Source organism: Nocardioides aromaticivorans (assembly GCF_013408525.1).
GTDB lineage: Bacteria > Actinomycetota > Actinomycetes > Propionibacteriales > Nocardioidaceae > Nocardioides > Nocardioides aromaticivorans.
The window spans coordinates 4,438,829-4,464,812 of sequence record NZ_JACBZM010000001.1; the positions used below are offsets into that span (position 1 = coordinate 4,438,829).

General features: G+C 72.8%; 30 protein-coding genes and 1 riboswitch. Of the genes, 24 read left to right on the forward strand and 6 right to left on the reverse strand.

Features of this window, described 5'->3' with window-relative positions; genetic code table 11:
• Positions 1–4: 4 nt before the first annotated feature.
• Both BJ993_RS21255 and BJ993_RS21260 read right to left on the reverse strand, forming a co-directional pair.
• On the reverse strand, positions 5–499 hold the full coding sequence (locus BJ993_RS21255; RefSeq protein ID WP_179651088.1) for a cupin domain-containing protein: 495 nt from the start codon (positions 497–499) through the stop codon (positions 5–7).
• Between the two features lie 32 nt (positions 500–531).
• Complete coding sequence (locus tag BJ993_RS21260) at positions 532–675, reverse strand: hypothetical protein (RefSeq protein ID WP_179651089.1); 144 nt, start codon at positions 673–675, stop codon at positions 532–534.
• A gap of 83 nt (positions 676–758) precedes the next feature.
• Positions 759–915, forward strand: a riboswitch (FMN riboswitch).
• A 138-nt stretch (positions 916–1,053) separates the two neighbouring features.
• Between BJ993_RS21260 and ribD the strand changes: the two genes are divergently transcribed.
• The 13 genes from ribD (at position 1,054) to BJ993_RS21325 (ending at position 12,094) form a co-directional block, all read left to right on the forward strand.
• On the forward strand, positions 1,054–2,067 hold the full coding sequence (ribD, locus tag BJ993_RS21265; RefSeq protein ID WP_179652555.1) for a bifunctional diaminohydroxyphosphoribosylaminopyrimidine deaminase/5-amino-6-(5-phosphoribosylamino)uracil reductase RibD: 1,014 nt from the start codon (positions 1,054–1,056) through the stop codon (positions 2,065–2,067).
• A 2-nt stretch (positions 2,068–2,069) separates the two neighbouring features.
• Positions 2,070–2,690: a riboflavin synthase gene (locus tag BJ993_RS21270; RefSeq protein WP_036542813.1), complete on the forward strand. Its 621-nt coding sequence runs from the start codon at positions 2,070–2,072 to the stop codon at positions 2,688–2,690.
• A complete protein-coding gene (locus BJ993_RS21275) occupies positions 2,687–3,943 on the forward strand; it encodes a bifunctional 3,4-dihydroxy-2-butanone-4-phosphate synthase/GTP cyclohydrolase II (RefSeq protein WP_036542816.1) in 1,257 nt (418 codons plus the stop codon). Before BJ993_RS21270 ends, BJ993_RS21275 begins: the two co-directional genes overlap by 4 nt.
• A 1-nt stretch (position 3,944) precedes the next feature.
• Positions 3,945–4,433 carry a 6,7-dimethyl-8-ribityllumazine synthase gene (gene ribH / locus BJ993_RS21280; protein ID WP_036542819.1) on the forward strand — a complete coding sequence of 163 codons (489 nt, stop codon included), beginning with the start codon at positions 3,945–3,947 and terminating at the stop codon, positions 4,431–4,433.
• Positions 4,434–4,492: 59 nt separating this feature from the next.
• The gene (locus BJ993_RS21285; protein ID WP_036542821.1) at positions 4,493–4,756 is read left to right on the forward strand and encodes a phosphoribosyl-ATP diphosphatase; all 264 of its coding nucleotides are present in this window, start codon (positions 4,493–4,495) and stop codon (positions 4,754–4,756) included.
• An 11-nt stretch (positions 4,757–4,767) separates the two neighbouring features.
• Entirely contained in the window at positions 4,768–5,610 is an 843-nt protein-coding gene (gene hisG / locus BJ993_RS21290) for an ATP phosphoribosyltransferase (RefSeq protein WP_036542823.1), read from the forward strand.
• A gap of 5 nt (positions 5,611–5,615) precedes the next feature.
• Complete coding sequence (locus BJ993_RS21295; RefSeq protein WP_179651090.1) at positions 5,616–6,074, forward strand: PH domain-containing protein; 459 nt, start codon at positions 5,616–5,618, stop codon at positions 6,072–6,074.
• Positions 6,075–6,239: 165 nt separating this feature from the next.
• Positions 6,240–6,815, forward strand: coding sequence for a TerD family protein (locus BJ993_RS21300; RefSeq protein WP_036542827.1), 576 nt, complete (start codon positions 6,240–6,242; stop codon positions 6,813–6,815).
• An 83-nt stretch (positions 6,816–6,898) separates the two neighbouring features.
• A complete protein-coding gene (locus tag BJ993_RS21305; protein ID WP_218864767.1) occupies positions 6,899–7,651 on the forward strand; it encodes a TerD family protein in 753 nt (250 codons plus the stop codon).
• Positions 7,652–7,715: 64 nt separating this feature from the next.
• Positions 7,716–8,873, forward strand: a complete 1,158-nt coding sequence (locus BJ993_RS21310; protein ID WP_179651091.1) for an HpcH/HpaI aldolase/citrate lyase family protein — start codon at positions 7,716–7,718, stop codon at positions 8,871–8,873.
• A complete protein-coding gene (locus BJ993_RS21315) occupies positions 8,870–10,150 on the forward strand; it encodes a phosphoribosyltransferase domain-containing protein (RefSeq protein ID WP_179651092.1) in 1,281 nt (426 codons plus the stop codon). Before BJ993_RS21310 ends, BJ993_RS21315 begins: the two co-directional genes overlap by 4 nt.
• On the forward strand, positions 10,147–11,262 hold the full coding sequence (locus BJ993_RS21320) for a cysteine protease StiP family protein (RefSeq protein ID WP_179651093.1): 1,116 nt from the start codon (positions 10,147–10,149) through the stop codon (positions 11,260–11,262). The genes BJ993_RS21315 and BJ993_RS21320 overlap by 4 nt, the downstream gene beginning before the upstream one ends.
• Position 11,263: 1 nt before the next feature.
• Positions 11,264–12,094, forward strand: a complete 831-nt coding sequence (locus tag BJ993_RS21325; RefSeq protein WP_179651094.1) for a hypothetical protein — start codon at positions 11,264–11,266, stop codon at positions 12,092–12,094.
• Between the two features lie 26 nt (positions 12,095–12,120).
• Here the strand turns inward: BJ993_RS21325 and BJ993_RS21330 are convergent, their stop codons facing one another.
• Genes BJ993_RS21330 through BJ993_RS21345 form a run of 4 tightly spaced genes read right to left on the reverse strand, consistent with a single transcriptional unit; the run spans position 12,121 to position 16,146 of the window.
• On the reverse strand, positions 12,121–13,392 hold the full coding sequence (locus BJ993_RS21330; protein ID WP_179651095.1) for a hypothetical protein: 1,272 nt from the start codon (positions 13,390–13,392) through the stop codon (positions 12,121–12,123).
• A gap of 60 nt (positions 13,393–13,452) precedes the next feature.
• Positions 13,453–14,343: an aldose 1-epimerase family protein gene (locus BJ993_RS21335; RefSeq protein ID WP_179651096.1), complete on the reverse strand. Its 891-nt coding sequence runs from the start codon at positions 14,341–14,343 to the stop codon at positions 13,453–13,455.
• Between the two features lie 23 nt (positions 14,344–14,366).
• Complete coding sequence (locus BJ993_RS21340; protein ID WP_242530641.1) at positions 14,367–14,924, reverse strand: uridine kinase family protein; 558 nt, start codon at positions 14,922–14,924, stop codon at positions 14,367–14,369.
• The gene (locus BJ993_RS21345) at positions 14,902–16,146 is read right to left on the reverse strand and encodes an alanine racemase (RefSeq protein ID WP_179651097.1); all 1,245 of its coding nucleotides are present in this window, start codon (positions 16,144–16,146) and stop codon (positions 14,902–14,904) included. Before BJ993_RS21345 ends, BJ993_RS21340 begins: the two co-directional genes overlap by 23 nt.
• Before the next feature lie 26 nt (positions 16,147–16,172).
• Between BJ993_RS21345 and BJ993_RS21350 the strand changes: the two genes are divergently transcribed.
• From BJ993_RS21350 to BJ993_RS21400, 11 genes are all read left to right on the forward strand, one after another.
• Positions 16,173–16,763: an SseB family protein gene (locus BJ993_RS21350; protein ID WP_179651099.1), complete on the forward strand. Its 591-nt coding sequence runs from the start codon at positions 16,173–16,175 to the stop codon at positions 16,761–16,763.
• 302 nt (positions 16,764–17,065) lie between these two features.
• Positions 17,066–17,686 carry a translation initiation factor IF-3 gene (gene infC / locus BJ993_RS21355; RefSeq protein ID WP_373366957.1) on the forward strand — a complete coding sequence of 207 codons (621 nt, stop codon included), beginning with the start codon at positions 17,066–17,068 and terminating at the stop codon, positions 17,684–17,686.
• A gap of 33 nt (positions 17,687–17,719) precedes the next feature.
• Positions 17,720–17,914, forward strand: a complete 195-nt coding sequence (gene rpmI / locus BJ993_RS21360) for a 50S ribosomal protein L35 (RefSeq protein WP_028654205.1) — start codon at positions 17,720–17,722, stop codon at positions 17,912–17,914.
• A 40-nt stretch (positions 17,915–17,954) separates the two neighbouring features.
• Positions 17,955–18,341: a 50S ribosomal protein L20 gene (rplT, locus tag BJ993_RS21365; protein WP_036542847.1), complete on the forward strand. Its 387-nt coding sequence runs from the start codon at positions 17,955–17,957 to the stop codon at positions 18,339–18,341.
• 12 nt (positions 18,342–18,353) lie between these two features.
• Positions 18,354–19,136: a TrmH family RNA methyltransferase gene (locus BJ993_RS21370; RefSeq protein ID WP_179651101.1), complete on the forward strand. Its 783-nt coding sequence runs from the start codon at positions 18,354–18,356 to the stop codon at positions 19,134–19,136.
• Complete coding sequence (locus BJ993_RS21375; RefSeq protein WP_308645663.1) at positions 19,133–20,176, forward strand: sensor histidine kinase; 1,044 nt, start codon at positions 19,133–19,135, stop codon at positions 20,174–20,176. The genes BJ993_RS21370 and BJ993_RS21375 overlap by 4 nt, the downstream gene beginning before the upstream one ends.
• A gap of 4 nt (positions 20,177–20,180) precedes the next feature.
• Positions 20,181–20,792 (forward strand): DinB family protein, encoded by a 612-nt coding sequence (locus BJ993_RS21380; RefSeq protein ID WP_179651103.1) that lies wholly within the window; start codon positions 20,181–20,183, stop codon positions 20,790–20,792.
• 59 nt (positions 20,793–20,851) lie between these two features.
• Positions 20,852–21,976, forward strand: coding sequence for a phenylalanine--tRNA ligase subunit alpha (gene pheS, locus BJ993_RS21385; RefSeq protein ID WP_036542855.1), 1,125 nt, complete (start codon positions 20,852–20,854; stop codon positions 21,974–21,976).
• Positions 21,973–24,450 carry a phenylalanine--tRNA ligase subunit beta gene (gene pheT, locus BJ993_RS21390; RefSeq protein ID WP_179651105.1) on the forward strand — a complete coding sequence of 826 codons (2,478 nt, stop codon included), beginning with the start codon at positions 21,973–21,975 and terminating at the stop codon, positions 24,448–24,450. Before pheS ends, pheT begins: the two co-directional genes overlap by 4 nt.
• A gap of 50 nt (positions 24,451–24,500) precedes the next feature.
• Positions 24,501–25,556: an N-acetyl-gamma-glutamyl-phosphate reductase gene (gene argC, locus BJ993_RS21395; protein WP_179651107.1), complete on the forward strand. Its 1,056-nt coding sequence runs from the start codon at positions 24,501–24,503 to the stop codon at positions 25,554–25,556.
• Entirely contained in the window at positions 25,553–25,966 is a 414-nt protein-coding gene (locus BJ993_RS21400; RefSeq protein WP_036542865.1) for an ACT domain-containing protein, read from the forward strand. Before argC ends, BJ993_RS21400 begins: the two co-directional genes overlap by 4 nt.
• Positions 25,967–25,984: the final 18 nt, after the last annotated feature.

The window sequence follows — 25,984 nt, forward strand, 5'->3', positions numbered from 1 at the left end:
GGCGCTACTCCTCGACCCAGGTGTTGTCGTGCGCGCGCATGAACGCGTCGTACTCCTCGGGCGTCCACTCCTCGCCGCGCGCGAGCCGGTCCAGGCCCTCGAAGTAGGCCTCGCGCGGGGCGCCGGGGGAGAAGTGCAGCAGCATCGACGCCGGCGCCCCCGACTCGTTGCGGAACCCGTGCACGCCGCCGGCCGGCACGTGCAGGAAGTCGCCCGACCGCGCGCTCACCCAGCCGTTGCCGTCATGGATCCGGACCTCGCCCTCGAGGACGTAGAAGGACTCGGTGATGGTGCGGTGGAAGTGGGGGCCCGGGCCGCTCACGGCCTCCGAGAACTCCCAGCGGTAGAGGCCGAACAGGCCACCGGTCGCCTCGCCCCGGGCGAGGTGGTGGACCCTGTTCCCGTTGGGGTAGACGAGGTCGGGGGCGGCGTCACGGGGGCGGACCCAGGCCGAGGCCTCACCGCCGGCTCCGTCGTACAGGGGTGGGGGATACGACATGGGGCCAACCTACGCGCGGCGGTCGCTCCGGCTCACTCGGATTTCGACCCGGCGCCGAAGCCGATGCCCAGCGCGATGCCCAGCAGCACGCCGAGCACGAGCAGCACGAACTGGTCGGTGGTGAACCACAGCAGCACGCCTGTCAGGCACCCCATGCCGAGCCACGTCCAGTTCATGCTCCGAACCTAGCCCCGGTGTCCCAGTGACCGGGCCCACATCGGTAAACCGGCGTGCTTGTGCCACCATGGACACCAAGAGCTCGCGTGCTCTGGGGTCGGTGAAACTCCGAGCCGGCGGTGATTGAGCGAAGCCCTGTGCCTCGCTCACAAGTCCGCGACCCGATCACAGCCAGTGGTCGGTTGACCAGGTGCGAATCCTGGACCGACGGTCAAAGTCCGGATGGGAAGTGCACGCACGAGCGTCCGACGGACGAGCCGGCCTCACGCCAGCCGTCCGCCCGACGTCCTGCAAGCCCCGGAGTCCGCAGCACCACGGACGACGAGAGGCCAGCAGTGACCAGCACATCGGGGGGATTCGCCCGCGAGTACGACGCCATGCGGCGTGCGCTCGCCCTCGCCGCGAGCCCGGGCGTCCCGCTCCACCCGAACCCCCGGGTCGGCTGCGTGCTGCTCGCCGACGACGGCACCGTCGTGGGCGAGGGCTTCCACCACGGCGCGGGCACGCCGCACGCCGAGGTCGAGGCGCTCCGGGTGGCCGGCGAGCGCGCCCGTGGTGCGACCGCGATCGTGACGCTGGAGCCGTGCAACCACACCGGCCGGACCGGCCCGTGCGCGCAGGCCCTCATCGCCGCCGGGGTACGACGGGTGGTGATCGCCCAGCGTGACCCGAACCCGCTCGCGTCCGGCGGCATGGAGACCCTGCTCGAGGCGGGCCTCGAGGTCGAGGCCGGCCTGCTCACCGACGAGGCGGAGGAGGTCAACCGGGCGTGGACCTTCGCGCACCGCAACGGCCGCCCGTTCGTCACCTGGAAGTTCGCCACCACGCTCGACGGCCGCAGCGCGGCGTCGGACGGCAGCTCCCGCTGGGTCTCCTCGCTGCCGGCCCGTCGTGACACCCACCTCCTCCGTGGGCTCTGCGACACGATGATGGTCGGCACCGGCACGGTCGAGGCCGACGACCCGCAGCTGACCGTCCGTGACGACGACGACCGGCCCCTGGCGAACCAGCCGCTGCGCGTCGTCATGGGCGACCGCGACCTGCCGGCCGAGCGCCGGATCTTCGACGACGCGGCCCCGACCGTGCACCTGCGCACCCACGACCCGGTCGAGGCGCTGCGCACCCTCTACGCCGACCACGACCGCCACCACGTCTTCCTCGAGGGCGGGCCGACGCTCGCGGCGGCCTTCCTCAAGGCCGGTGTCGTCGACGAGGTCGTCGCCTACGTCGCCCCGCTGCTGCTGGGCTCGGGCAGGTCGGCCGTCGGCCGGCTCGGAATCCGGTCGATCGACAAGGCGTTGCGCCTCGAGATCACCGACACCACCGTCGTCGGGGAGGGCACGGACGCCAACGTCCGTCTGCTCCTCCGGCCCACTCGCAAGGAGAGCTGACCGTGTTCACGGGAATCGTCGAGGAGTTCGGCACCATCGAGGCGATCGAGGACCAGGGGGACGCGATCCGCCTGACCATCGCCTCGGACATCACCCTGTCCGACGCCGGGCTCGGCGACTCGATCGCCGTCAACGGCTGCTGCCTCACCGTCGCCGAGCGGACCGACAGCACCTGGACGGCCGACGTGATGGCGGAGAGCCTCGCGAAGACCAGCCTCGGCGACCTCGCCGTCGGCGACCGGGTCAACCTCGAGCGTGCGGTCACCGCCGAGAAGCGGCTCGGCGGGCACATCGTCCAGGGCCACGTCGACGGCGTCGGCGAGGTCGTCAGTCGCACCCCCAGCGAGCACTGGGAGGTCGTCGAGATCTCGCTGCCCGCCGGGATGGGCCGCTACCTCGTCGACAAGGGCTCGATCACCGTCGACGGCACCTCCCTGACCGTCGTCGAGGCGAAGGACGACACCTTCACGGTCAGCCTGATCCCCGAGACCCTCGCCCGCACCACCCTCGGCTTCCGGGCCCCCGGCGACCGGGTGAACCTCGAGGTCGACGTCATCGCCAAGCACGTGGAGAAGCTCGTCCGCGCCTACACCGGCGCCGGCACCAAGGAGAACAACGCATGAGTGAGTCCAGCAGCCCCAGTGGCAAGGTCCGCCTCGACGACGTCGAGCGCGCGATCGCCGACATCGCCGCCGGCAGGGCGGTCGTGGTCGTCGACGACGAGGACCGCGAGAACGAGGGCGACATCATCTTCGCCGCCAGCAAGGCGACGCCGGAGCTGATGGCGTGGACGATCCGCTACTCCAGCGGCGTGATCTGCGCGCCGATGCCGGGCGCCATGCTCGACCGGCTGGAGATCCCGCTCATGACGCCGCACAACAAGGACGCCTACCGGACGGCGTACACGATCTCGGTCGACGCCCGCGACGGTACGACGACCGGCATCTCCGCCGCCGACCGCGCCCGCACCGTGCGCACCCTCGCCGACTCGGCCACCGAGCCGTGGGAGCTCACGCGCCCGGGCCACGTGTTCCCGCTGCGCTACCGCGAGGGCGGCGTCCTGGTCCGCCGTGGCCACACCGAGGCCGCCGTCGACCTGTGCCGACTCGCCGGGCTCACCCCGGCCGGCGTGCTGGTGGAGGTCGTCAACGACGACGGCACGATGAAGCGGGCGCCCGAGCTGCGCGCGTTCGCCGACGAGCACGGCCTCGCGATGATCTCCATCGAGGACCTGGTCCGCTACCGGCGGCGCGTCGAGCGCCACGTCGTCCGCGAGGCCGAGACCCGGCTGCCCACCAGCCACGGCGACTTCACCGCCATCGGCTACACGATCACCGTCGACGGCAGCGAGCACGTCGCCCTCGTGTACGGCGACCCGGCGACCCTGACCGAGGACGGCCCGGTGCTCACCCGGGTGCACTCGGAGTGCCTGACCGGCGACGTCTTCGGCTCCAGCCGCTGCGACTGCGGTCCCCAGCTCAACGAGGCGATGGACCGCATCGTCGAGGAGGGCCGCGGCGTCGTCGTCTACCTGCGGGGCCACGAGGGCCGGGGGATCGGCCTGGTCGCGAAGCTGCAGGCCTACCAGCTGCAGGACGGCGGCCGCGACACCGTCGACGCCAACCTCGACCTCGGCCTGCCGGCCGACGCACGGCACTACGGTGCCGCGACCCAGATCCTCAAGGACCTGGGCGTCGACGAGGTCCGGCTGCTGACCAACAACCCCGACAAGGTGTCCTCACTGGAGGACTACGGCATCAAGGTCGCCGAGCGCGTCCCCTTGACGCCGCACCCCAACGACCACAACCTTGCCTACCTGCTGACCAAGCGCGACCGCATGGGGCACGACCTGCCCGACCTCGAAGGAGCCAACTGACATGGCCGGACACGGCGCCCCCGACATCGCCCCGATCGACTGCCACGACCTCCGGGTCGCGGTCGTCGCCGCCAGCTGGCACAGCGTGGTGATGGACGGCCTCATCGCCGGCGCCCAGCGGGCGTTCGCCGACCACAAGCTCGAGGCGCCCGTGGTCGTTCGGGTCCCGGGCGTCTTCGAGCTGCCCGTCACCGCCGGAGCCCTCGCGCCGTCGTACGACGCCGTGATCGCGCTGGGCGTCGTCATCCGGGGCGGGACGCCCCACTTCGACTACGTCTGCAACGCCGCGACGGACGGGCTCACCCGCGTCTCGCTCGACCACCACACCCCGGTCGGCTTCGGAGTCCTCACCTGCGACAACGAGCAGCAGGCGCTGGACCGCGCCGGCCTCGAGGGATCGAACGAGGACAAGGGCTACGAGGCGGCCTCCGCCGCGCTGCAGACCGCGGCCACGCTGAAGAAGATCCGCTCGCGCGGCTTCGTGGGCTGAGCCCTCGGGGGTGAGACCGGCGCAGGTCGGCCTGCGGCCACGCCGTAGGCTGACCTCCCGTGAAGACGTTCGACGAGCTGTTCGCAGAGCTCAGCGAGAAGGCACAGACGCGGCCCGAGGGGTCCGGCACCGTCCGGGCGCTCGACGCCGGCGTCCATGCGATCGGCAAGAAGCTGATCGAGGAGGCCGCTGAGTCCTGGATGGCCGCCGAGCACGAGGGCAAGGAAGCCACCGCGCTGGAGATCAGCCAGCTGCTGTACCACGCCCAGGTCCTCATGATCGCGAGCGGACTCTCGCTCGAGGACGTCTACACCCACCTCTGAGGAACATCTCCATGCTGAAGATCGCCGTCCCCAACAAGGGCGCCCTGTCCGAGGCCGCCTCGGGCATGCTGCGGGAGGCGGGCTACGCCCAGCGCTCCGAGTCCAAGCAGCTGACCAAGATCGACCCCGACAACGAGGTCGAGTTCTTCTACCTCCGCCCCCGCGACATCGCGCTGTACGTCGGCGAGGGCACCCTCGACGCGGGCATCACCGGCCGCGACCTGCTGCTCGACTCCCACGCCACGGCGGCCGAGTCGCTGCAGCTCGGCTTCGGCCGGTCCAAGTTCCGCTTCGCCGCCCGCCCCGGCACCGCCGAGACGGTCGAGGACCTCAAGGGCCTGCGGATCGCGACGTCGTACGACGGCGTGGTGAAGCGCTACCTCGCCGAGCGTGGCGTCGAGGCGTCCGTCGTCCGGCTCGACGGCGCGGTCGAGACCAGCATCCAGCTCGGTGTCGCCGACGTGATCGCGGACGTCGTGGAGACGGGCAGCACCCTGCGCAACGCGGGGCTCGAGGTCTTCGGCGACGTCATCCTCGAGTCCGAGGCCGTGATGATCACCCGTGAGGGTGCGGACGAGTCCGCGCTCGAGGTCTTCACCCGCCGGCTGCAGGGCGTCCTCGTCGCCCGCGCCTACGTGATGATGGACTACGACATCCGCGCCGAGAAGGTCGAGCAGGCGATCGGGCTGACGCCCGGCATCGAGAGCCCGACGGTCAGCCCGCTCCATCGGGAGGGCTGGGTCGCGGTCCGCTCGATGGTGCCGCGAGCCACCGCCCAGCGGGTCATGGACGAGCTCTTCGCGCTCGGCGCCCGGGCGATCCTCACCACCGACATCCACGCCTGCCGGCTCTAGGTCCGATGAGCCAGCAGCCCGTCGTACCCCCTGCACTGCCGCACACCTGGCGACCCTTCGGGCCGCGGATGGCGGCGGTCGTCTTCGGCGTCGTGCTCGTCGGCGCCTTCGTGTGGCTGTGGGTCAACTTCGACGACGACACCCGGGCGTCGGTCAACGTCTACGAGCGGGGCACGGTGATCGGCCTGGTCCTGCTCGGCCTGGCACTGCTGAACGGACTGGCCCGTTCCCGGGTCGTGGCGCGCGAGGACGGCCTGACGATCGTCAACGGCTACCGCAAGCGGGAGCTGGCGTGGAGCGAGGTCGGACGCGTCCGGATGCCCCAGGGGGCGCCGTGGCCGCACCTCGACATGGGTGAGGACGAGCGGGTCTCGCTGCTCGGGATCCACGCGTCCGACGGCCAGCGCGCGGCGGACGCGATCCGCGAGCTGCGCGCGGTGGTCGCGGCACACACCACGGCCTGAGGCCGGATCGGGCCGCGCGGACCGTCGCAGCGTTCGCCCCACGACCACGTCCCGTTCGCCGTTCGTTGGTTCTTCGACTGTTTGGTGCGTTCGATGGTGGGCAGTTGTGCCGTTGTCTAGAGTCAGACCTACCCCGATCCCTGCTGCGAAAAGGACCAAGCACCAATGGCTGTTTCCCTCACCAAGGGTGGCAATGTCTCCCTCACCAAGGAGGCCCCGGGCCTCTCGGCCGTCGACGTGGGCCTCGGTTGGGACGCGAACTCGTTCTCCGGTGGCGAGTTCGACCTCGACGCGTCCGCCATCATGCTCAAGGCGGACGGCAAGGCCCTCTCCGACTCGCACTTCATCTTCTTCAACAACCTGAAGAGCCCCGACGGCTCGCTCGAGCACACCGGTGACAACACCACCGGTGAGGGCGACGGCGACGACGAGCTCCTCAAGGTCAACCTCGGGGTCGTCCCGCCGGACGTCGACAAGATCGTCTTCCCCGTGTCGATCTACGACGCCGACGCCCGCGGCCAGAACTTCGGCATGGTGCGCAACGCCTACATCCGCGTGATGAACCAGGCCGGCGGCGCCGAGATCGCCCGCTACGACCTCAGCGAGGACGCCTCGACCGAGACCGCCATGGTCTTCGGCGAGCTCTACCGCAACGGCGCCGAGTGGAAGTTCCGCGCGGTCGGCCAGGGCTACGCGTCGGGTCTGCGCGGCATCGCGCAGGACTTCGGCGTCAACGTCTGACACACCCTTCGACGGCGTGCCGGTCCGGGAGAACCGGACCGGCGCGCCGAGGCACCACCCCCCCGTACCCCAGGAGCAGCACGATGGTCGACTACGTCAAGAGGCCCAAGCCGACGCCCGCCTCGGCACCCCCGCCGCCGCCTCCGCCGGCGCCCGCCTCGGCGACTCCTCCGCCCCCTCCGCCGCCGCCCCCGGGCGTGCCCGCCGGTGGTGGCGTGAACCTCTCGAAGGTGTCGCTGACCAAGTCGAGCCCGACCGTGTCCCTGACCAAGGGCGGCGGCGGCGCCAGCGGCCAGCTCCGCATCAACCTCAACTGGTCGCAGGGCGGCAAGCCCGCCGGCGGCTTCCTCAAGCGGGCGATGGGTGGCGGCGGCAGCGTCGACCTCGACCTCGGCTGCCTGTGGGAGACCATGGACGGCGACAAGGGCGTCGTCCAGGCCCTCGGCAACGCGTTCGGTGCGCTCGACCGGCCGCCGTACGTCTTCCTCGACGGTGACGACCGCTCGGGCACCGCCACGGGCGGCGAGAACCTCATCGTCAACCTCGACCGCCTCGCCCAGATCCGCCGGGTCCTGGTGTTCGCCTACATCTACGAGGGCGTGCCGAACTGGGCGGCCGCGGACGGCGTGGTCACCATGTACCCCGTCGGCGCCGCCCCGATCGAGATCCGTCTCGACGAGGCCGCCAACGACAAGCGCTTCTGTGCGATCGCGATGCTCACCAACACGGGGGGCGACCTGCGCATCGACCGCGAGGTCCGCTACATCTCGGGCACCCAGCGCAATGTCGACGAGGCCTACGGCTGGGGCATGAACTGGACGGCCGCCCGCAAGTGAAGCGGCCGGAGGGGTGAAGCACTTCGCTTACCTCGCAGACGACGTTCGGGATCGTCTGTTCGAGGTGGCACCCGAGGACGTCACTCCCGACAGCGACCGGCAGCGCATCGCGCTCGCGCTCGGCGCGACGCTGTACATGCCCGGGACGCGGCCCGACCTGGTCGGTGACTCGCTGCGCGTCGCCTCGGTGGGTGCCACCTCGGTCGTGTGGTGCCTCGAGGACGCCATCGAGCACGATGCCGTCGAGCGTGCCGAGCGCGGCGTGGTCGAGGCGCTGGAGTCGATCCGGTCCATGCCGGCCCACCGCCGCTCGCGGATGCCGCTGGTCTTCGTCCGGGTCCGCGACGCCGACCAGATCCGTCGGGTCGCCGCGGCCGCCGGCGGTGCGCTGACCGGGCTGACCGGGTTCAGCCTCGCCAAGTCGGCCGTCGACCGGGTCGAGCCGATGCTGGCGGCGACCCGCGAGGTCTCCGCCGGGCTGCACCGGCCGATGTACGCGATGCCGATCCTGGAGAGCCCGGAGATCGCCTACGTCGAGTCGCGGCGACCGGCCCTGGCCCAGCTCGCGGAGCTGTTCGCGGCGTACGACGAGCACGTCCTGTGCGTGCGGGTCGGTGGGACCGACCTGTCGGGGATCTTCGGTCTCCGGCGTGACCGGGACACGACGATCTGGGACGTCGCCGTCGTGCGCGACGCGCTCTCCGACATCCTCAACCAGTTCACCCGCAACGGCGACCACGTCGTGACCGGCCCCGTCTGGGAGCACATCCCGGGCCCGCGCTTCCTCAAGCCGCAGCTGCGCACGACCCCCTTCGCGGAGCACCACGCGACGTCGCTGCGGCGCCAGCTGATCAACAACGACGTCGACGGCCTGATGCGCGAGATCAACCTCGACAAGACCAACGGCATGTACGGCAAGACCGTCATCCACCCCTCGCACATCTCGGTGGTCAACAGCCTGCTCGCCGTCCACGTCGACGAGTACGACGACGCGGTGGCGATCGACCAGCTGCGGGAGCGTGGCGGGGTGGCGGCCTCGCGCCACGGCCGGATGAACGAGGTCGGGCCGCACGGGCGCTGGGCGGACCAGATGCTCGCCCGGGCCGCCGTCTACGGCGTGCTCGCCGACGACGCCTCCCTCGTCGACCTGCTCGCGATCGGCCAGCGGGTCACCGCCGACGAGTTCAACCTCGGCGACGCGCCCGTCCGGGTGGTCTCGTGACGCTGACCCGGCCGGCGTCGCCGTCGGCGGACGTCCGCGCGCTCCTGGGACTGGACATCCGGTCCGGCGGAGCGGTCGCGTTCGACGACCTCGCCGGGCTGGCGCTGCGCGACAACCCGCGACGCGCGCACCTGATCGTCTCCCGCATCCTCGGCAAGCACATCCCGGTGCCGGGCGCGACCGTGCTCGACGGCGGCCACCGGCTCGGGGACCTGGTGGCGGCAGAGCTCGCCGCGCAGGGGCCGGCGGGCGACGTCGACGACGCGCTGGTGATCGGCTACTGCGAGACCGCGACCGGACTGGGCCACGCGGTCGCGCAGCGGCTGGGCATGTCCTACCTCCACTCGACCCGCGAGCCGGTGGCCGACCTGCCCGTGGCCGTGAGCTTCGAGGAGGAGCACTCCCATGCGGTGGCGCACCACCTGCAGCCCGGGCCCTCCGTCCGGCTCGCGGGGGCCGGTCCGCTCGTCCTCGTCGACGACGAGCTGACGACCGGCCGCACGGCGCTGAACACCATCGAGGCGCTCCACGCCCGCTTCCCGCGCCCGGCCTATGTCGTCGCCGCGCTGATCGACGCCCGGACCCCCGCCCAGCGGAAGGCCTTCGACCAGCGCGCCGCGGAGATCGGGGTCGACGTGCGGGTCGCGTCGCTCGCGGCGATCGCGGTCGACGTACCGGACGACGTGCTGGACCGCGCGGCGCGCGCCCGTGCCGAGCTGGCCCCCGGCGCGCCGTCGCCGGCAGGTGCCCCCGCCCCCGTCCACGTGTACGACGACAGGTGGCCCGCGGACCAGCCGACGGGTGCTCGCAACGGCCTCACCGCGGGGGAGACCGCGCGCCTCGACGACGCCGCTGCGGGGGTCGCCCGGTGGCTGGGCCCGGAGCTGTCGGGTCGGGTGCTCGTGGTCGGGACGGAGGAGCTGATGTTCCTGCCGACCCTGGTCGCGGCGCACCTCGCCGACCAGCACCCGGCGCTCGACGTGGTCACGCAGTCGACGACGCGGTCGCCGGTGCACGCCGCCGACCAGCCTGGCTACGCCGTGCGCCGCACCCTCGAGTTCGCCGCGCCGACCGAGCCCGGTCGGCCGGCCCGCCTCCACAACGTCGTGGACCCCTCGGCCGCCGTCCCCGACGGCGCCGCCTGGTCGGACCTGCGCCACGACCACGTCGTCGTGGTCGTGGACACGCCGGCCGACGCGGCGGCTCCGCTGGCCGAGGCGTTGCGCCCGTTCGCCGACGTCGTGCACGTCGTCACCGTCACCGGAGGACCCCGATGACCGCCACTGCCGCCGCCCTGTTCGGCTCCTATCCCGCCGCCGACGTCACCTGGCTGCTGACCGACCTGTCCGGGGTCGACCTCGAGCGCAGCACCGAGCACCGGGAGGCCGCCATCCAGGGCGGCACCCACTACTCGGAGATGCTGCCGGTCGAGTTCCAGCCCGACGCCGCCTACCTCGAGCTCTTCCACGAGGCGCTCGAGCTGAGCGCCGACCGGGTCGCCACGGCCGTCGGTGTCGTGGGAGAGCTGCTGTGGGAGCGGCACGCAGCGCGCGGCCACCAGCCGGTGCTGGTCTCGCTCGCGCGGGCCGGCACGCCGATTGGCGTCCTGCTGCGGCGCTACTACGAGGCCACCCGCGGGATCGCCGTCCCGCACTACACGATCTCGATCATCCGCGGCCGAGGCATCGACGAGGTGGCACTCGCCCACGTGCTCGAGCGCCACCCGGCCGGCGCGGTGGCCTTCGTCGACGGCTGGACCGGCAAGGGCGCGATCCAGCGCGAGCTCGACGCGGCAGTGACGGACTGGGTCGCCGCGCACCCGGAGCACGCCGGCCTCGACGGCGAGCTCGCCGTGCTGGCCGACCCGGGTGGCTGCACCGCGATCCACGGCACCCGCGACGACTTCCTGATCCCGTCCGCCTGCCTCAACTCGACCGTCTCCGGCCTGGTCTCGCGCACCGTCTACCGCGACGACCTGATCGGCGAGGGCATGTTCCACGGCGCGAAGTTCTACGCCGAGTGGGCCGAGGACGACGTGTCCAACCACTTCGTCGACACGATCGCCTCCCGCTTCGACGCCGTCCGCGCCGACGTCGACGCCGGGCTCGAGGTGCCGCCGGCCGACCGTGCCGTCACCTGGGCCGGCCACCGGGCCGTCGAAGCGATCGCGCGCGAGTTCGGCATCAGCGACATCAACCTCGCCAAGCCGGGCGTGGGGGAGACGACCCGGGTCCTGCTGCGCCGCGTGCCGTGGCAGGTCCTCGTCCGCCCCGACCGCCTGCCGGACCTGCGGCACGTGATCGCGCTCGCGGAGGCCCGCGACGTGCCCGTCGTACCAACGCCCGACCTGCCGTACTCCTGCATCGGCCTCATCCGCCAGGTGGCCTGACGTGTCCGGTTCCTTCCTCGTGGCGTTCGACCTCGACCGCACGCTGATCTACTCCGCCGGCTCCGCGGGCCCGGACGCGCCCGCCGACGCCCGCGTCGTCGAGGTGTACGACGGCGCGCCCCTCTCACGCATGACGCAGCGCTCGTGGTCGCTGCTCGGCGACCTCATGCGCCGCGACGTGGTCGTCCCCGTGACGACCCGCAGCGTCGCCCAGTACCAGCGCGTCGGCCTGCCCGCGGTCCCGCGCCACGCCATCACCACCAACGGCGGCACGCTGCTGGTCGACGGCGTCGCAGACCCGGAGTGGCGCGACGAGTCCTTCGCGCTCGCCGCCCGGTCGGCGCCGCTGGCGGAGATGAACGCCGTGCTCGCCGCGGTCGCCGACGAGCCGTGGGTCAAGCTGGTCCGCGACGTCGAGGACCTGTTCTGCTACCTGGTCGCCCACAGCCGCGAGGTCATCCCCGAGGCGTGGGTCGCCGAGCTGGAGACGCTCGCGGAGCAGGGCGGCTGGAAGGTCTCGGTGCAGGGGCGCAAGGTCTACCTCGTCCCCGAGGGGCTCGGCAAGGGCAGCGCCGTCGAGCGACTGGTCCGGCGGCTCCCGGACGGCGCGTCGACGGTGACCCTCGCCAGCGGCGACAGCCTGCTCGACGCAGGCATGCTCGAGGTCGCCCACCACGCGCTGCGGCCCGCGCACGGCGAGCTGCACGACGCCGGCTGGGCAGCCGACCACGTCCGGGTCACCACGACCACGGGCATCCTTGCCGGCGAGGAGATCCTCGCCTGGGCTCTGGAGCACGTGACCTCCGCGGTCAGTGCCCCCGTGCCGTCCTGATCATCGCGTCCAGGCCGGCCTCGGGGTCAGTGCCCCCGTGCCGTCCTGATCATCGCGTCCAGGCCGGCCTCGACCGCGTCCGCCTCGGCGATCACGGCGCCCCAGTCGGGCCGGGTCGCGCCGACCTTCTCACGCAGCTGCTCGGTGCGCCGGGCGAGGGCGTCGAGGGTCGGGCCGTAGCGGTGCGGGTCCGACCCGGGCAGCGCCGAGACGAACCGGCGCGCGTCGACCAGGCGGCGGCGCAGCCGCTCGAGCAGCACCTGCGGGTCGTCGGCCAGCGAGTCGAGGCGCTGCAGCCGGTCGGTCGCGGCGCGCAGGTCCTCGTTGGCGTCGTTGATGGCCGTGCGGACCGAGGCGAGGAGAGCCGTACCGGCCGGGACGTCGAGCGGGCGCTGCGCGACCAGCCGGTCGAGCTCGACCAGGCCGTCCTCCACCTGCTTGAGGGCGGCCGCCACCCGCTCGGGCGCGCCGTCGACGTCGCGCCAGGCGTCCACGGTGTAGCGGCGGCGCAGCTGGCTCATCACCTCGGGGAGCCGGGCCTGCTGGGTGAGGATCGCGTCGCGCCGGGTGCGCACCGACAGGTGGCCGGTCCGGATCCGCTCGGCCCGATCAGGGAGGTCGGTCGCCAGCCTGCGCGCCTCGCCGGCGGCGGCGACCGCTCCGGTCGCGGCGGTGTGGGCGTCGACCCACCGGCGCTCCTCGGCAGCCGCGCGGGCCGTGCCGATGAGGGTGGAGGCCCGCACCAGGGCGTCACTCGCGGCGCCGTCGCGCAGGCCCTGGTTGGACGCTGCTGCCAGCGCGAGGCTGGCCTCGGTCCGCGTCGTGTCGGCCCGCTCGATGAGCCCCGGGGTGTCCTCGCGGATGGCCGCGGCGGCCGCGAGTGCGTCGGCGTGCGTCGCACGGAAGCGCTCGACCTCGGGCAGGAGCTCGCGCAGCCGCGCCGCAGCCGCGCCGAACCCGGCCGCGATCCGGCGGGCCTCGTCCTCCTCGTGGTCCACCCGGGCGTCGTACGCCGCGTCGAGCTCGTAGAACTGCAGCGCCGGGATGCCGGTCTCCACCGAGATCCGGTCCCACTCCTGCGAGAGCGGTGTCGTGAAGCCGATGCGCTCGGCCCCGGCCCGCGCGGCCGCCGCCGCGGCGTCGATCTCGCTCAGCTCGTTGAGGTCGACCTCGAGCGACTCGAGGTGGGACATCGCCTGCGCCGCGTCGGCCTGGGCGGCGCGGGCCTGCTGCTGGGCGAGGTCCCGGGAACGACGCCACCAGCGGACACCGCTGCCCCCGGCATCGCTCGTCGCCATCGTCGTCCGTCCCGTCCCGTCAGTGCGGCTGATCGCGGTCCAACGTTATCGACCGCACGGTCACAGCGAACGGATGCCCCACGACGCGGAGAATGATGCCCCCGGGTCGAGGACGACGAGGTCCTCGCCGGAGTTGAAGGCGTCCGGGGGAGCGGTCATCGGCTCCACGGCGACGCTCACCCGCGGGGTCGGGGTGTCGTCGCCGGTGTAGACCTGCAGCCAGCGGTGGTGCGCGTCGACCCAGAGCTCGGTGCCGGTGCCGTCGGTCCCGTTCCGGAGCCGGACCGACGCGACGCCGTCGGCGTCGCGCTGCAGGTCGGTCACGGCGTGGTTGAGCACCGTGCTGCCCAGCGGATCGCTGACGATCCCCTCGAAGGAGGCCCGCCCGGTCGGCAGCAGCCGCTCCTCGTCGACGGTCAGGTAGGTCGCCGCCGGGAGCTCCAGCTCCCACCCGTCGCAGGGTCCCGGGCCCGCCAGCAGGTAGGGGTGCGCGCCCGAGGCGTACGGCGCCGCGGAGTCCGAGCGGTTGGTGGCGGCCTGGGTCACGGTCAGTCCGCCGGCGCCCACCTCCCACGTGGTCCGCAGGTCGAGCGCCCACGGATAGCCGGTCTGGGCCGGCAGGAAGTAGCGCAGCTCGACGAGGGCCGGGTCGTGCCGGAACACCGACCACGACGCCCAGCGGACCAGCCCGTGGGAGGCGTTGCCCCGCTTCGGCTCGGTCAGCGCGAGCTGGTGCGTGGTCCCGCCGAACTCGTAGCGGCCGTCACGGATCCGGTTCGGCCACGGCACCAGCAGCTGGCCGCGACCGGCGGCCGGCATCGCGTCCTCGGCGAACCCGTCGACGAGCTCGCGCCCGTCGTGACGCAACCGGCGCAGCACGCCGGTCTGGGTGACGACGGCTCGGTAGCCGTGGGACGCGATGACGTACTGCTCGCCGGTCGGCCTGATCACGTGCCCAACCCTAGGGACGTTCCCTAGGTCCTGATGACGATGTCGGCCCGCGACCGCGTGTCGTCCCGCTCGTGCAGGGCGGCCTCGTCGGCCAGCCAGTCGGCCCAGTGCGGTCGCTGGTCCTCGCCGTCGCGCGCCAGCCACCGCGCCAACCGGGTCTCCCGGTCGGCCTCGACCCACACGAGCAGCGTCACCAGGTCGTCGTACGCCGCTGCCGCGGAGCCGACACCCTCGAGCACCAGCAACGGGACCGGGTGCACCGTCCGCGTCTCGGCCCACCGGTCGTCGTACCAGTCCCAGCGTCGCCAGGTCCCGGGGCGGTCCGCCGCGAGCGGACGCAGCAGCGCCTCGACCGAGGCGCCGAGCCCGGGCAGCCCGCGCCAGCCCTCGAGCATCTCGTCGGTCCCGAGGACCACCGCGTCGGGCGCCAGCGCGGCGAGCTCGCGCGCCAGGGTGGTCTTGCCGGACCCGGCGAGCCCGTCGATGCAGATCAGGCGCCCGGTGCCGAGCGTCGGGGGAGCGGCGAGCGCGCGCGCCAGCACCGTGGCCGCGCGGGACTCAGAAGGCGAGTCCGTGCCCACGGTAGGTCGGGACCTCCTCGACGAACCGGTCGCCCCGGGCGAGCAGCACGGTGCGGCCGTGCTCGAAGGGCTCGCCCGACTTCGCGTGCCGGAACCACACGAGGTCGCCGATCGCGAGGATGCCGGCGTTGGTGCCGACGAGCGGGGTCTGGACCTCGCCCGCGCCCTCGAGGCCGGTCAGGTGCAGTCCGGCCGGCGCCCACGGCGTCGGCGCCCGGTCGGCATTGGTCGGGCCGGAGGCGATCAGCCCGCCGCCGTGCACGGTGGCCACGTCCGCCGCCGGACGCCGGGTGACGGGCAGCCCGAAGAAGGCGGCCGGGCGCGGGGTGAACGACCGGTAGTGGTCGAAGAGCGTGGGGCCGAGGAGTCCGGAGCCCGCCGTCACCTCGGTCACGACCGGGTCGGCGGCGGAGGACTCGATCGAGCCGGAGCCGCCCGCGTTCCAGAAGGCCAGCCCGGTGAAGTCGCCATGGCCGGCGAGCGCGTCGAGCGCATCCGCGATCGCCGTACGACGGAACTCGAGCTGCCGCACCGACAGCTCCTTGATCTTGCGGACCACTGCTGACTTCGCCCGCTGGGTCGGCACGTCGTCGGGGACGCCGGCGACCTGGCCCTCGTAGGTCATCGCCCCGACCAGCTGGAAGCCCGGACGGTCGATGACGTGGCGGGCCAGCTCGGTGACGGAACCGACGTCGAAGAGCGGCGAGCGGCGCGGACCGACCTGCTGGCCGCCCCACCGCAGACCGGCGTCGATGTCGATCGCTACCCGCACCGGCACGGCGGTGGACGCCCTGAGCGCGTCCACCGCGTCGAGGTGCGCGACGTCGTCGACCATGATCGCGATCCGCGACGCCGCCCTGGGCGAGGCGACCAGCGCTGCCAGCGCGGCGCGGTCGACGCTCGGGTAGGCGACGACCACGTCGTCGCTCACGTCGTTGTCGACGAGCCACAGGGCCTCGGCGAGCGTGTAGGCGAGCACGCCGGCGAACCCCGGCGTCGCGAGCGCCCGGCTGACCAGCGCGGGCACGCGCAGCGACTTCGAGGCCACCCGGATCGGGGTCCCGCCCGCGCGCTGGACGAGGTCGGCGGCGTTGGCGTCGAAGGCGTCGAGGTCGACGACGAAGACCGGGGTGGACAGGGGCTCGGGCCAGGCCTGGACGGCCTCACCCAGTCTCCGCCAGAGGCGGTTGCGGGCGACGAACGAGTGGTGCACGACCGTCATGCTTCCACGGATGCGAGAATCCGCCGGTGAGCGAACCGCGGAATCCCGACGCCGGCGAACGTCCCGACGCCAAGCGCCTCCAGGGATCCGCCTACGTCGATGACGACGGCTCGGCCGATGCCGCGCTCGCCGCCGCGCTCAAGGGGTACGACGCCGGCACCACGTCGTACCCGGAGGTGCTCGGCATGCTCGCCGGCGCCCGCCTGCTGGTGCCCGTGGTGGCCCTGCTGGGCGAGGTCGAGACCGGCCCCGACGGTTGGGCGCGCGACAAGTCGAGCGACATGGCGGCCGTGCTGCTGACCGGTGCCGACGGCCGGCTGGCGCTGCTGGCCTTCTCCGACCTCGCGGCGCTCGCCGCCTGGGACCCGGCGGCGCGCCCAGTGCCGGTGGCGGCCCACCTGGCCGCCGCGACGGCGGTCCAGGAGGGCGCGCACGCGCTGGTCGTGGACGTGGCCGGCCCGCACCGCTTCGTGCTCGCCGACGACGACCTCCACCGGGTGGCCGCGGGCTGGCGCCCGGTGCGGCTCGAGGACGGCGCCTGGGCCTGGCTGGGCGCGGCAGGGGACGCCGAGGGCGAGGGTGCCGCGGATTCGCCCGCCGGGGAACAACTCGGGTAGCATCTGGCATTGACCGATCCGTCATGCCCGCGCGAGTGGGGATGGCAGATCCACAAGCGGGGACCAGCACCATCGTCTCCCACCCGCAGCGGCCGCCAGGTCGTCGGGTCCGGTCCATGGAGAGCCCCGCCCGGGCGCACGACTTCCGGGATCCACGGGGCTCGTGACTGGCTTCCGCTTGCACCAGCGGGAGCCTCTTCTCATTTGTAGCGCTGAAGGACTCCCGACCGAACGAGTTTGGAGGACACATCAGCACCGAGCTGCGTATCAACGAGCGGATCCGGGTTCCCGAGGTCCGGCTCGTGGGACCCAACGGCGAGACCGTCGGCATCGTCCCCACCGACCAGGCCCTCAAGCTTGCCCAGGAGGCCGACCTGGACCTGGTGGAGGTGGCGCCCATGGCCCGCCCGCCCGTCTGCAAGCTCATGGACTACGGGAAGTTCAAGTACGAGAACGCCCAGAAGGCCCGTGAGGCACGACGCAATCAGACCAACGTCATCATCAAGGAGATGAAGCTCCGGCCGAAGATCGACGCGCACGACTACGAGACCAAGAAGGGTCACGTCGTTCGCTTCCTCAAGGCCGGCGACAAGGTCAAGATCACCATCATGTTCCGCGGCCGCGAGCAGCACCGCCCCGAGCTGGGCTACCGGCTGCTGCAGAAGCTGGCCGAGGACGTCCAGGAGCTGGGCTTCATCGAGTCCAACCCCAAGCAGGACGGCCGCAACATGATCATGGTGCTGGGCCCGCACAAGAAGAAGGCCGAGGCCAAGGCCGAGGTCAAGGCCGCCAAGGTGGAGGCCGCTGCCGAGCGCGACGCCGAGAAGGCCGCCGAGCACGCCGAGCGCACCGCGGTCCAGCCCTCGAGCACCAAGAAGGCCAAGCGGGCGAACGAGGCACTCGACCCCGACATCGACCTGTAAGACGAAGTACGACGAGACAGAGCGGACACACAGATGCCCAAGAACAAGACGCACTCCGGGGCCAGCAAGCGGTTCAAGGTGACCGGCAGCGGCAAGATCCTTCGCGAGAAGGCCGGCAAGCGCCACAACCTCGAGAAGAAGGCCTCCAAGGTCACCCGTCGCCTCACCGGCACGGTCGAGGTCGCCAAGAACGACGTCCCGCGCGCGAAGAAGATGCTCGGTCTCTGACCGGCTCCACGCACCAGAGCACCGAAACAAGGAGTAAGAGATGGCACGCGTCAAGCGCGCAGTGAACGCTCAGAAGAAGCGTCGTACCACCCTCGAGCGGGCCAGCGGCTACCGCGGCCAGCGCTCGCGTCTGTACCGCAAGGCCAAGGAGCAGGTCACCCACTCCCTGGTCTACAGCTACAACGACCGCAAGAAGAACAAGGGCAACTTCCGCCGCCTGTGGATCCAGCGGATCAACGCGGCCGCCCGCGCGGAGGGCATGACCTACAACCGCTTCATCCAGGGCCTGAACCTGGCGGGCATCGAGGTCGACCGCAAGATCCTCGCCGACCTCGCCGTCAACGAGCCGGCCGCCTTCTCGGCCCTCGTGGCGCAGGCCAAGGCCGCGCTGCCCGAGGACGTCAACGCGCCCAAGGTCTCTGCCTGATCGCGTCCTGACATGACCGCGCCCCTGACCGCCGGCAACGCCAGGGTCAAGGAAGCACGGAAGTTGCACCGCCGCCCGGAACGCTCCGGGCGGCGGTGTTTCCTTGCTGACGGACCCAAGGCTGTCGAAGGTGCCCTCGCCGAGCCCGGACGCGTCCGGGAGGTCTTCGCGACCCCGGCCGCGGCCGTCGAGTACGCCGCCCTGCTCGGCGCCACCCCCGTCACGCTGGTCGACGAGCGCGCCATGAGCGGTCTCAGCGACAGCGTGAGCCCCGCGGGCCTCGTGGCGGTCTGCGACTTCCTCGACGTCGCGCTTCCCGAGGCGCTCGACGGACGCCTGGTCGCCCTCTGCGCCGACGTGCGCGACCCCGGCAACGCCGGCACCGTGATCCGCACCGCCGACGCCGCAGGTGCCGCGGGCGTCGTCCTCGCGGGCGACGCCGTCGACCTCTACAACCCCAAGACGATCCGGGCCTCGGTCGGCAGCGCCTTCCACCTGCCGATCGCCGTCGAGCGCGACCCGGCCGCCGCCGTGCGCGCCGCGCAGGCCGCCGGCCTCACCGTCCTCGCCGCCGACGGCGGGGGAGAGGTGGACCTCTTCGCGGCCGACGACCTCCTCACCCGCCCCACCGCGTGGCTCTTCGGCAACGAGGCGTGGGGCCTGCCCCACGAGCTCGCGGCCCTCGCCGACCATCGCGTGAGCATCCCGATCCTCGGCCGTGCCGAGTCCCTCAATCTCGCCACGGCCGCGGCGGTCTGTCTCTATGCCAGTGCCCGCGCCATGATGGCGGGGTGACGGACCCCCTCGACCTCCTGCCCGACGGCGTCGTCGTCGCCGATGCCGAGGGCCGGGTGACCGCGATCAACGCGGTCGCGGCCGAGATGCTGGACGTCGGCCCGGCCGGGTCGGCCGTCGGCCGCCCGCTGGACGAGGTGCTCGCCCTCACCGACCACGATGCGCAGGCGTGGACCGCCGCCAATGCGCCGTACGACGGGCTGCCGACCCGCAAGGCCGTGCCCGAGCAGGCCTGGCTGCTCCCCGACGGCACCGAGGTCCTCGTCACCGCTCGCCTGCATCGCGACGTGCGCATCGGACCGGTGCAGGCCGTGGCCATCTCGCTGCGATCGGGCCGGGGCCGGGCCCGGCTCGACCGGGACCGATCGGACCTGGTGGCGACCCTCGCGCACGAGCTCCGCTCCCCGCTCACCGGGGTGAAGGGCTTCGTCAACGCCCTCCTCGCGCGGTGGGACAAGCTCAGCGACGAGCAGAAGCGGCTGATGCTCACCACCGCCAGCGCCGACGCCGACCGGCTCAGCCGGCTGATCGCCGAGCTCCTCGACGTCGCGCGGATCGACACCGGCAGGCTCCAGCTGCACCGGCGCCCCACCGACCTCGCGCTCAAGGTGACGCGCGTGCACGACTCGATCACGCAGGCGACGTCCACACCCGTCGAGCTCGACATCGCCGACGGCATCCCGCCGGTCGATGCCGACCCCGACAAGGTGATGCAGGTCCTGACCAACCTCGTCGAGAACGCCGTGCGCCACGGCGAGGGCACCGTGCGCGTGCGCGTCGCGCCGTGGGCCGACGACCCGTCGTACGTCGCGGTGACCGTCACCGACGAGGGCGAGGGCATCCCCGTCGAGCTGCGGAAGCGGGTGTTCACGAAGTTCTGGACCGCGAGCCGTGGCGGCGGATCGGGCCTGGGCCTCTACATCGTCAGCGGGCTCGTGAAGGCACACGGCGGGGTCGTCACCGTCGACGACCGGCCGGGCGGGGGCGCGCGGGTCACCACCGCGTGGCCGGTCGCCGCTGGTGCGGCATCGGCACAATGACGACATGACCGACCTGCCGCAGCCCGCCGACGACCTGCGGACCTACCTGGCCCGCGCGCGCGAGGCCATCCTCTGGAAGCTCGACGGGCTGGGGGAGCGGGCGGTGCGGTTGCCGCGCACGCCGACGGGCACCAGCCTGCTCGGCATCGTGCTGCACTGCGCCAACGTCGAGATCGGCTACTTCGCCCCCACCTTCGGGCGGACCTTCCCGGAGCGCGACCACCCGGCGGTCGTGCCCGAGGACGCCTACGACACCGACCCGCAGGCCGACTGGACCGTCCCCGCCGAGATCTCCACGGCCGAGCTCGTCGCCTTCTACGGCCGGGTCGCCGCCTTCACCGACGCGGCCTTCGACGAGCTCCCACTCGACGCCAGGGGCCGGGTGCCGTGGTGGCCGGAGGGCCGTGCCGAGGCGAGCCTGCACCAGGTCGCGGTGCACGTGCTGGCCGACCTGCACCGCCACGCGGGGCACGCCGACATCCTCCGGGAGGGCATCGACGGCGCCGCCGGGCTGACCCCCGCCGTCCCCAACCTCCCCGACGCCGCCGGGTGGCCGTCGTACGTCGCCCGGGTCACCACGATCGCCGAGCAGTTCCCGGCTGACGACGCCGGCTGAGGACGCCAGCCGATACCGGTTCGCGGGCAGGGGCCCCTGCTTCCTAGACTTGCCGCACGATGTCTGGCCCTAACACTGACTACGACCCCGTGGAGGTCGCCGCCGTGAGCCCTGCCGAGGTGGAGGCCGCGCGCGACGCCGCACTGGCCGCGATCGCCGCCGCCGCCGACCTGGAGCAGCTCAAGGCGGTGCGCACCGAGCACGCCGGTGACCGCTCTCCGCTGGCGCTGGCCAACCGCGAGATCGGCGCGCTGCCGCCGCAGGCCCGCAAGGAGGCCGGCCAGCGGGTCGGCCAGGCCCGGGGTGCCGTCAACCAGGCGCTCGCCGCCCGCCAGGTCGAGCTCGAGGCCGAGAACGAGGCGCGGATCCTGGTCGAGGAGGCCGTGGACGTCACGCTGCCCACGGACCGCGACCCGGTCGGTGCGCGCCACCCGCTCACCACGGGCTCCGAGCTGATCGCGGACATCTTCGTCGCCATGGGCTGGGAGGTCGCCGAGGGTCCGGTCATCGAGGCCGAGTGGCTCAACTTCGACGCGCTCAACCTCGGCCCGGACCACCCGGCCCGCACCATGCAGGACACCTTCTGGACCGACCCCGCGGACGACCACCTCGTCCTGCGCACGCACACCAGCCCGGTCCAGGCGCGCACCATGCTGACCCGCGGTGTCAGCGAAGGGGCCCCGATCTACGTCGTGTGCCCCGGTCGCGTCTTCCGCACCGACGAGTACGACGCCACGCACTCGCCGATGTTCCACCAGGTCGAGGGCCTCGCCATCGACGAGGGCATCTCGATGGCCCACCTCAAGGGCACGCTCGACCACTTCGCGAGCCAGATGTTCGGCGAGGGCATCACGACGCGCTTCCGGCCGTCGTACTTCCCGTTCACCGAGCCGTCGGCCGAGGTCGACCTGGTCTGCTTCGTCTGCCGGGGCACCGGGCTCAACGACGCCGGCTCCGACCCGTGCCGCACCTGTCGCGGCGAGGGCTGGATCGAGTGGGGTGGCTGCGGCATCGTCAACCCGCGCGTCCTCCAGGCCTGTGGCGTCGACTCGACGCGCTACTCCGGCTTCGCGTTCGGCATGGGCATCGACCGGACCCTGATGTTCCGGCACGGCCTCGAGGACCTGCGCACCCTCTTCGAGGGCGACGTGCGCTTCACGACTGCATTCGGGAGTGAACTGTGAAGGCCCCAGTCTCGTGGATCCGCGAGCTCGTCGACCTGCCGGCCGACGTCACGACGGAGGTCCTCACCGACCGGCTGACCGCGCTCGGGCTCAAGCTCGAGGCGATCGAGGCGGCCGACATCACCGGTCCGCTGGTGATCGGCCGCGTCCTGACGCAGGACAAGGAGCCGCAGAAGAACGGCAAGGTCATCAACTGGTGCACCGTCGACGTCGGTGACGCCAACGGCACCGGCGAGCCGCAGGGCATCGTCTGCGGTGCCCACAACTTCGGGCCGGGCGACCTCGTGGTCGTCGTGCTGCCCGGCGGCGTGCTGCCGGGCGGCTTCGCGATCTCCGAGCGCAAGACCTACGGCCACCTCTCGGCCGGCATGATCTGCTCCGCGCGCGAGCTCGGCCTCGGCGACGACCACGACGGCATCATCGTGCTGCCGGCCGACGCCGGCCAGCCCGGCGACGACGTGTTCGCCCTGCTCGGCCTCGACGACGAGGTGATCGAGTTCGAGATCAACCCCGACCGCGCCTACGCGCTCTCGCTGCGCGGCGTCGCGCGCGAGGCCGCGCTCGGCTTCGACGTCCCGTTCGTCGACCCCGCCGACCGGCCCGTGCCGGAGGTCGACGGCAAGGCGTGGCAGGTCGACGTCGAGGACCCGGCCGGCTGCCCGGTCTTCGCCGCGCGCCTGGTCAGCGGCTTCGACCCGAGCCGGCCGACGCCGGAATTCATGAAGCGCCGCGTCGAGCAGGCCGGCATGCGGTCGATCTCGCTCGCCGTCGACATCACCAACTACGTCATGCTCGAGCTCGGCCAGCCGATCCACGGGTACGACGCCGACAAGGTCTCCGGGGCGCTGGGCGTCCGCCGCGCCCGGGAGGGCGAGAAGCTCACCACGCTCGACGACGTGGTGCGCGAGCTCAGCCCCGAGGACCTCGTCATCACCGACGACTCCGGCCCGATCGGCCTCGCCGGCGTGATGGGTGGTGCCACCACCGAGATGTCGGAGACGACGACCCGCGTGCTCGTCGAGGCCGCGCACTGGGACGCCGTGTCGATGTTCCGCACGGGCAAGCGCCACAAGCTGACCTCCGAGGCCGGCAAGCGCAACGAGCGCGGCGTCGACCCGCTGCTGCCCGGGGTCGCGGCCGACCGCGTGGTCGAGCTGATGGTCGAGCACGGCGGCGCCACCGCCGAGCCCGGGTTCACCCTGGTCGGCACGGCGCCCGGGCGCCCGACGATCACCATCGAGCCGGACCTGCCGGCCCGGCTCAGCGGCATCGACATCTCCGCGATGACGACGGTCGAGAACCTCCGCGCGATCGGCGCCGCCGTCGCCGAGGACGAGTCGGGTGCCCTGGAGGTCGTGCCGCCGACCTGGCGCCCCGACGTCAACGACCCCTACGACCTCGTCGAGGAGGTCGTCCGGATCGTCGGCTACGACCAGGTCCCGAGCGTCCTCCCGCGCCGGGCGACCGGGCGCGGCCTGACCCGCCCGCAGCGCCTGCGTCGCCGGATCGGCCGCACGCTCGCCGGTGCGGGGTGTGTCGAGGTCGTCAGCTTCCCGTTCGTCGGGCCGGCCACCTTCGACCGCCTGGGCCTGCCGGCGGACGACCCGCTGCGCACCACGGTGGGGCTCGCCAACCCGCTGTCGAGCGAGGAGCCGTCGTACACGACGACGCTGCTGCCCGGCCTCCTCGAGGCTGCCGGTCGCAACATCAGCCGCGGCGCCCCGGGCGTCGCGATCTTCGAGACCGGCACCGTCGCGTTCCCGTCGGACAACGGCCCGGCGCCGATCTACGGCGTGCACACGCGGCCCTCCGAGGCCGAGCTCGGCAAGCTCCTCGAGGCCCTGCCCGTGCAGCCGCTGCACCTGGCCGTCGTCCTCGCCGGCGAGCGCCTGCGCTCCGGCTGGTGGGGGGCCGGCGTCGAGGCCGGCTGGAGCGACGCGCTGGCCGTGGTCCGCCGCCTCGCCGACGAGCTCGGCGTCGCGATCGAGGTCAGCAGCGCCGCCCGGATGCCGTGGCACCCCGGCCGCTGTGCCGTGATCTCCGTCGACGAGGTCGTGATCGGCCACGCCGGCGAGCTGCACCCGAGCGTGTGCAAGGCGTTCGGCCTGCCCGCGCGCAGCGCCGCGGTCGAGGTCGACCTCGACGCCCTGATGGCGGCTGCGGTCGACGTCGTGCCCGGCCCGGTCTTCTCGACGATGCCGCTCGCGAAGGAGGACGTCGCCCTCGTCGTCGACGACGCCGTCACCGTCGCGGCGGTGGAGGCCGCGCTGCGTGAGGGGGCGGGGGAGCTGCTGGAGTCGGTGCGGCTGTTCGACGTCTACCGGGGTGAGCAGGTCGGTGAGGGCCGGAAGTCGCTGGCCTTCGCCCTCCGGTTCCGGGCCCCGGACCGCACGCTGACCGAGGCCGAGACGGGCGCTGCGCGCGACGCCGCGGTCGCCGCGGCCGCCGAGCGGGTGGGCGCCGTCCAGCGCTGAGTCCGACCGGTGAGCCGGTTGCACAAGAACATGCAGCATCCTGTATGTTCATGCACATGAGCAAGGTTCGGGTCGCGGTCGCCGGTGCCAGTGGGTACGCCGGCGGCGAGGTGTTGCGGCTGCTGCTGGGCCACCCCGGCGTCGAGATCGGCGCCCTGACGGCGGCGAGCAACGCCGGCGAGCGCCTCGGCGCCCTCCAGCCGCACCTCGTGCCGCTGGCCGACCGGGTGCTGGAGCCGACGACGGCCGACGTCCTCGCCGGGCACGACGTGGTGTTCCTCGGCCTGCCGCACGGGCAGTCGGGAGCGCTCGCCGCCGAGCTCACGGAGCGCGACGCCGACGTCGTGGTCGTCGACTGCGGCGCCGACTTCCGGCTCGAGGACGACGCCGCATGGGAGCGGTTCTACGGCAGCGCCCACGCCGGCACCTGGCCCTACGGCCTGCCCGAGCTCCCCGGCAACCGGGAGGCCCTGCGGGGGACCCGCCGGGTCGCCGTACCCGGCTGCTACCCGACCGTCTCGTCGCTGGCCCTGGCCCCCGCGGTCGCCGCGGGCATCGTCGTCCCCGACGTCGTGGTCGTCGCCGCCTCGGGGACGAGCGGTGCGGGCAAGGCCGCCAAGACCCACCTGCTCGGCAGCGAGGTCATGGGCAACACGAGCGCCTACGGCGTCGGGGGAGTCCACCGCCACACGCCCGAGATCACCCAGAACCTCGGCCGGCTCGCCGCCGACGGCCCGGAGTCGGTCAAGGTCAGCTTCACGCCGCTGCTGGTGCCGATGTCGCGGGGCATCCTCGCGACGTGCTCGGCCCCGCTGGCCGGCGACGTCACCGCCGAGGAGGCGTACGACGTCTACGTGAAGGCCTACGCCGACGAGCCCTTCGTCCACGTGCTGCCCCCGGGCCAGTGGCCGCAGACGCAGGCGGTCCTCGGCTCGAACGCCGTGCACCTGCAGGTCACCGTCGACGCGGCGGCCGGCCGGCTGGTCGCCGTCGGAGCGGTCGACAATCTCGCCAAGGGCACCGCCGGCGCCGCCGTGCAGTGCATGAACCTCGCCCTCGGTCTCGACGAGACCACCGGCCTGACGACGGTAGGACTGGCACCATGAGCACCCCCGCGGCCGAGCAGCCCCTCTCCCTCTCGCGCTACCCGGAGACCCTCGCGGTCGTCCGGCTGCCCGCCGGCGCGGAGATCCCGACGTGGGCCGAGTCCTCGTCGGTCTTCTCCATCACCGCGACCGCGACCGAGACGTCCCTGGTCTGCGCCGGGCGGAGCGTCCCGAAGAAGGCGCGCCACGAGAAGCCGCTCACGGCGTTCGCCGTCGACGGCACCCTCGACCTGACCGTGCCGGGCATCCTGGTCCGGCTGCTGAACCCACTGGCCGACGACGACATCAACGTCTTCGTCATCTCCACCTTCGACACCGACTGGATCCTGGTGCCGACCGCGGCCGCGGACCGGGCCGAGGAGGCGTGGCGACGATCGGGGCACACCGTCGCCCCCGCCGTCCCCGTCTAGCCCTCCGCAAAGGAACCA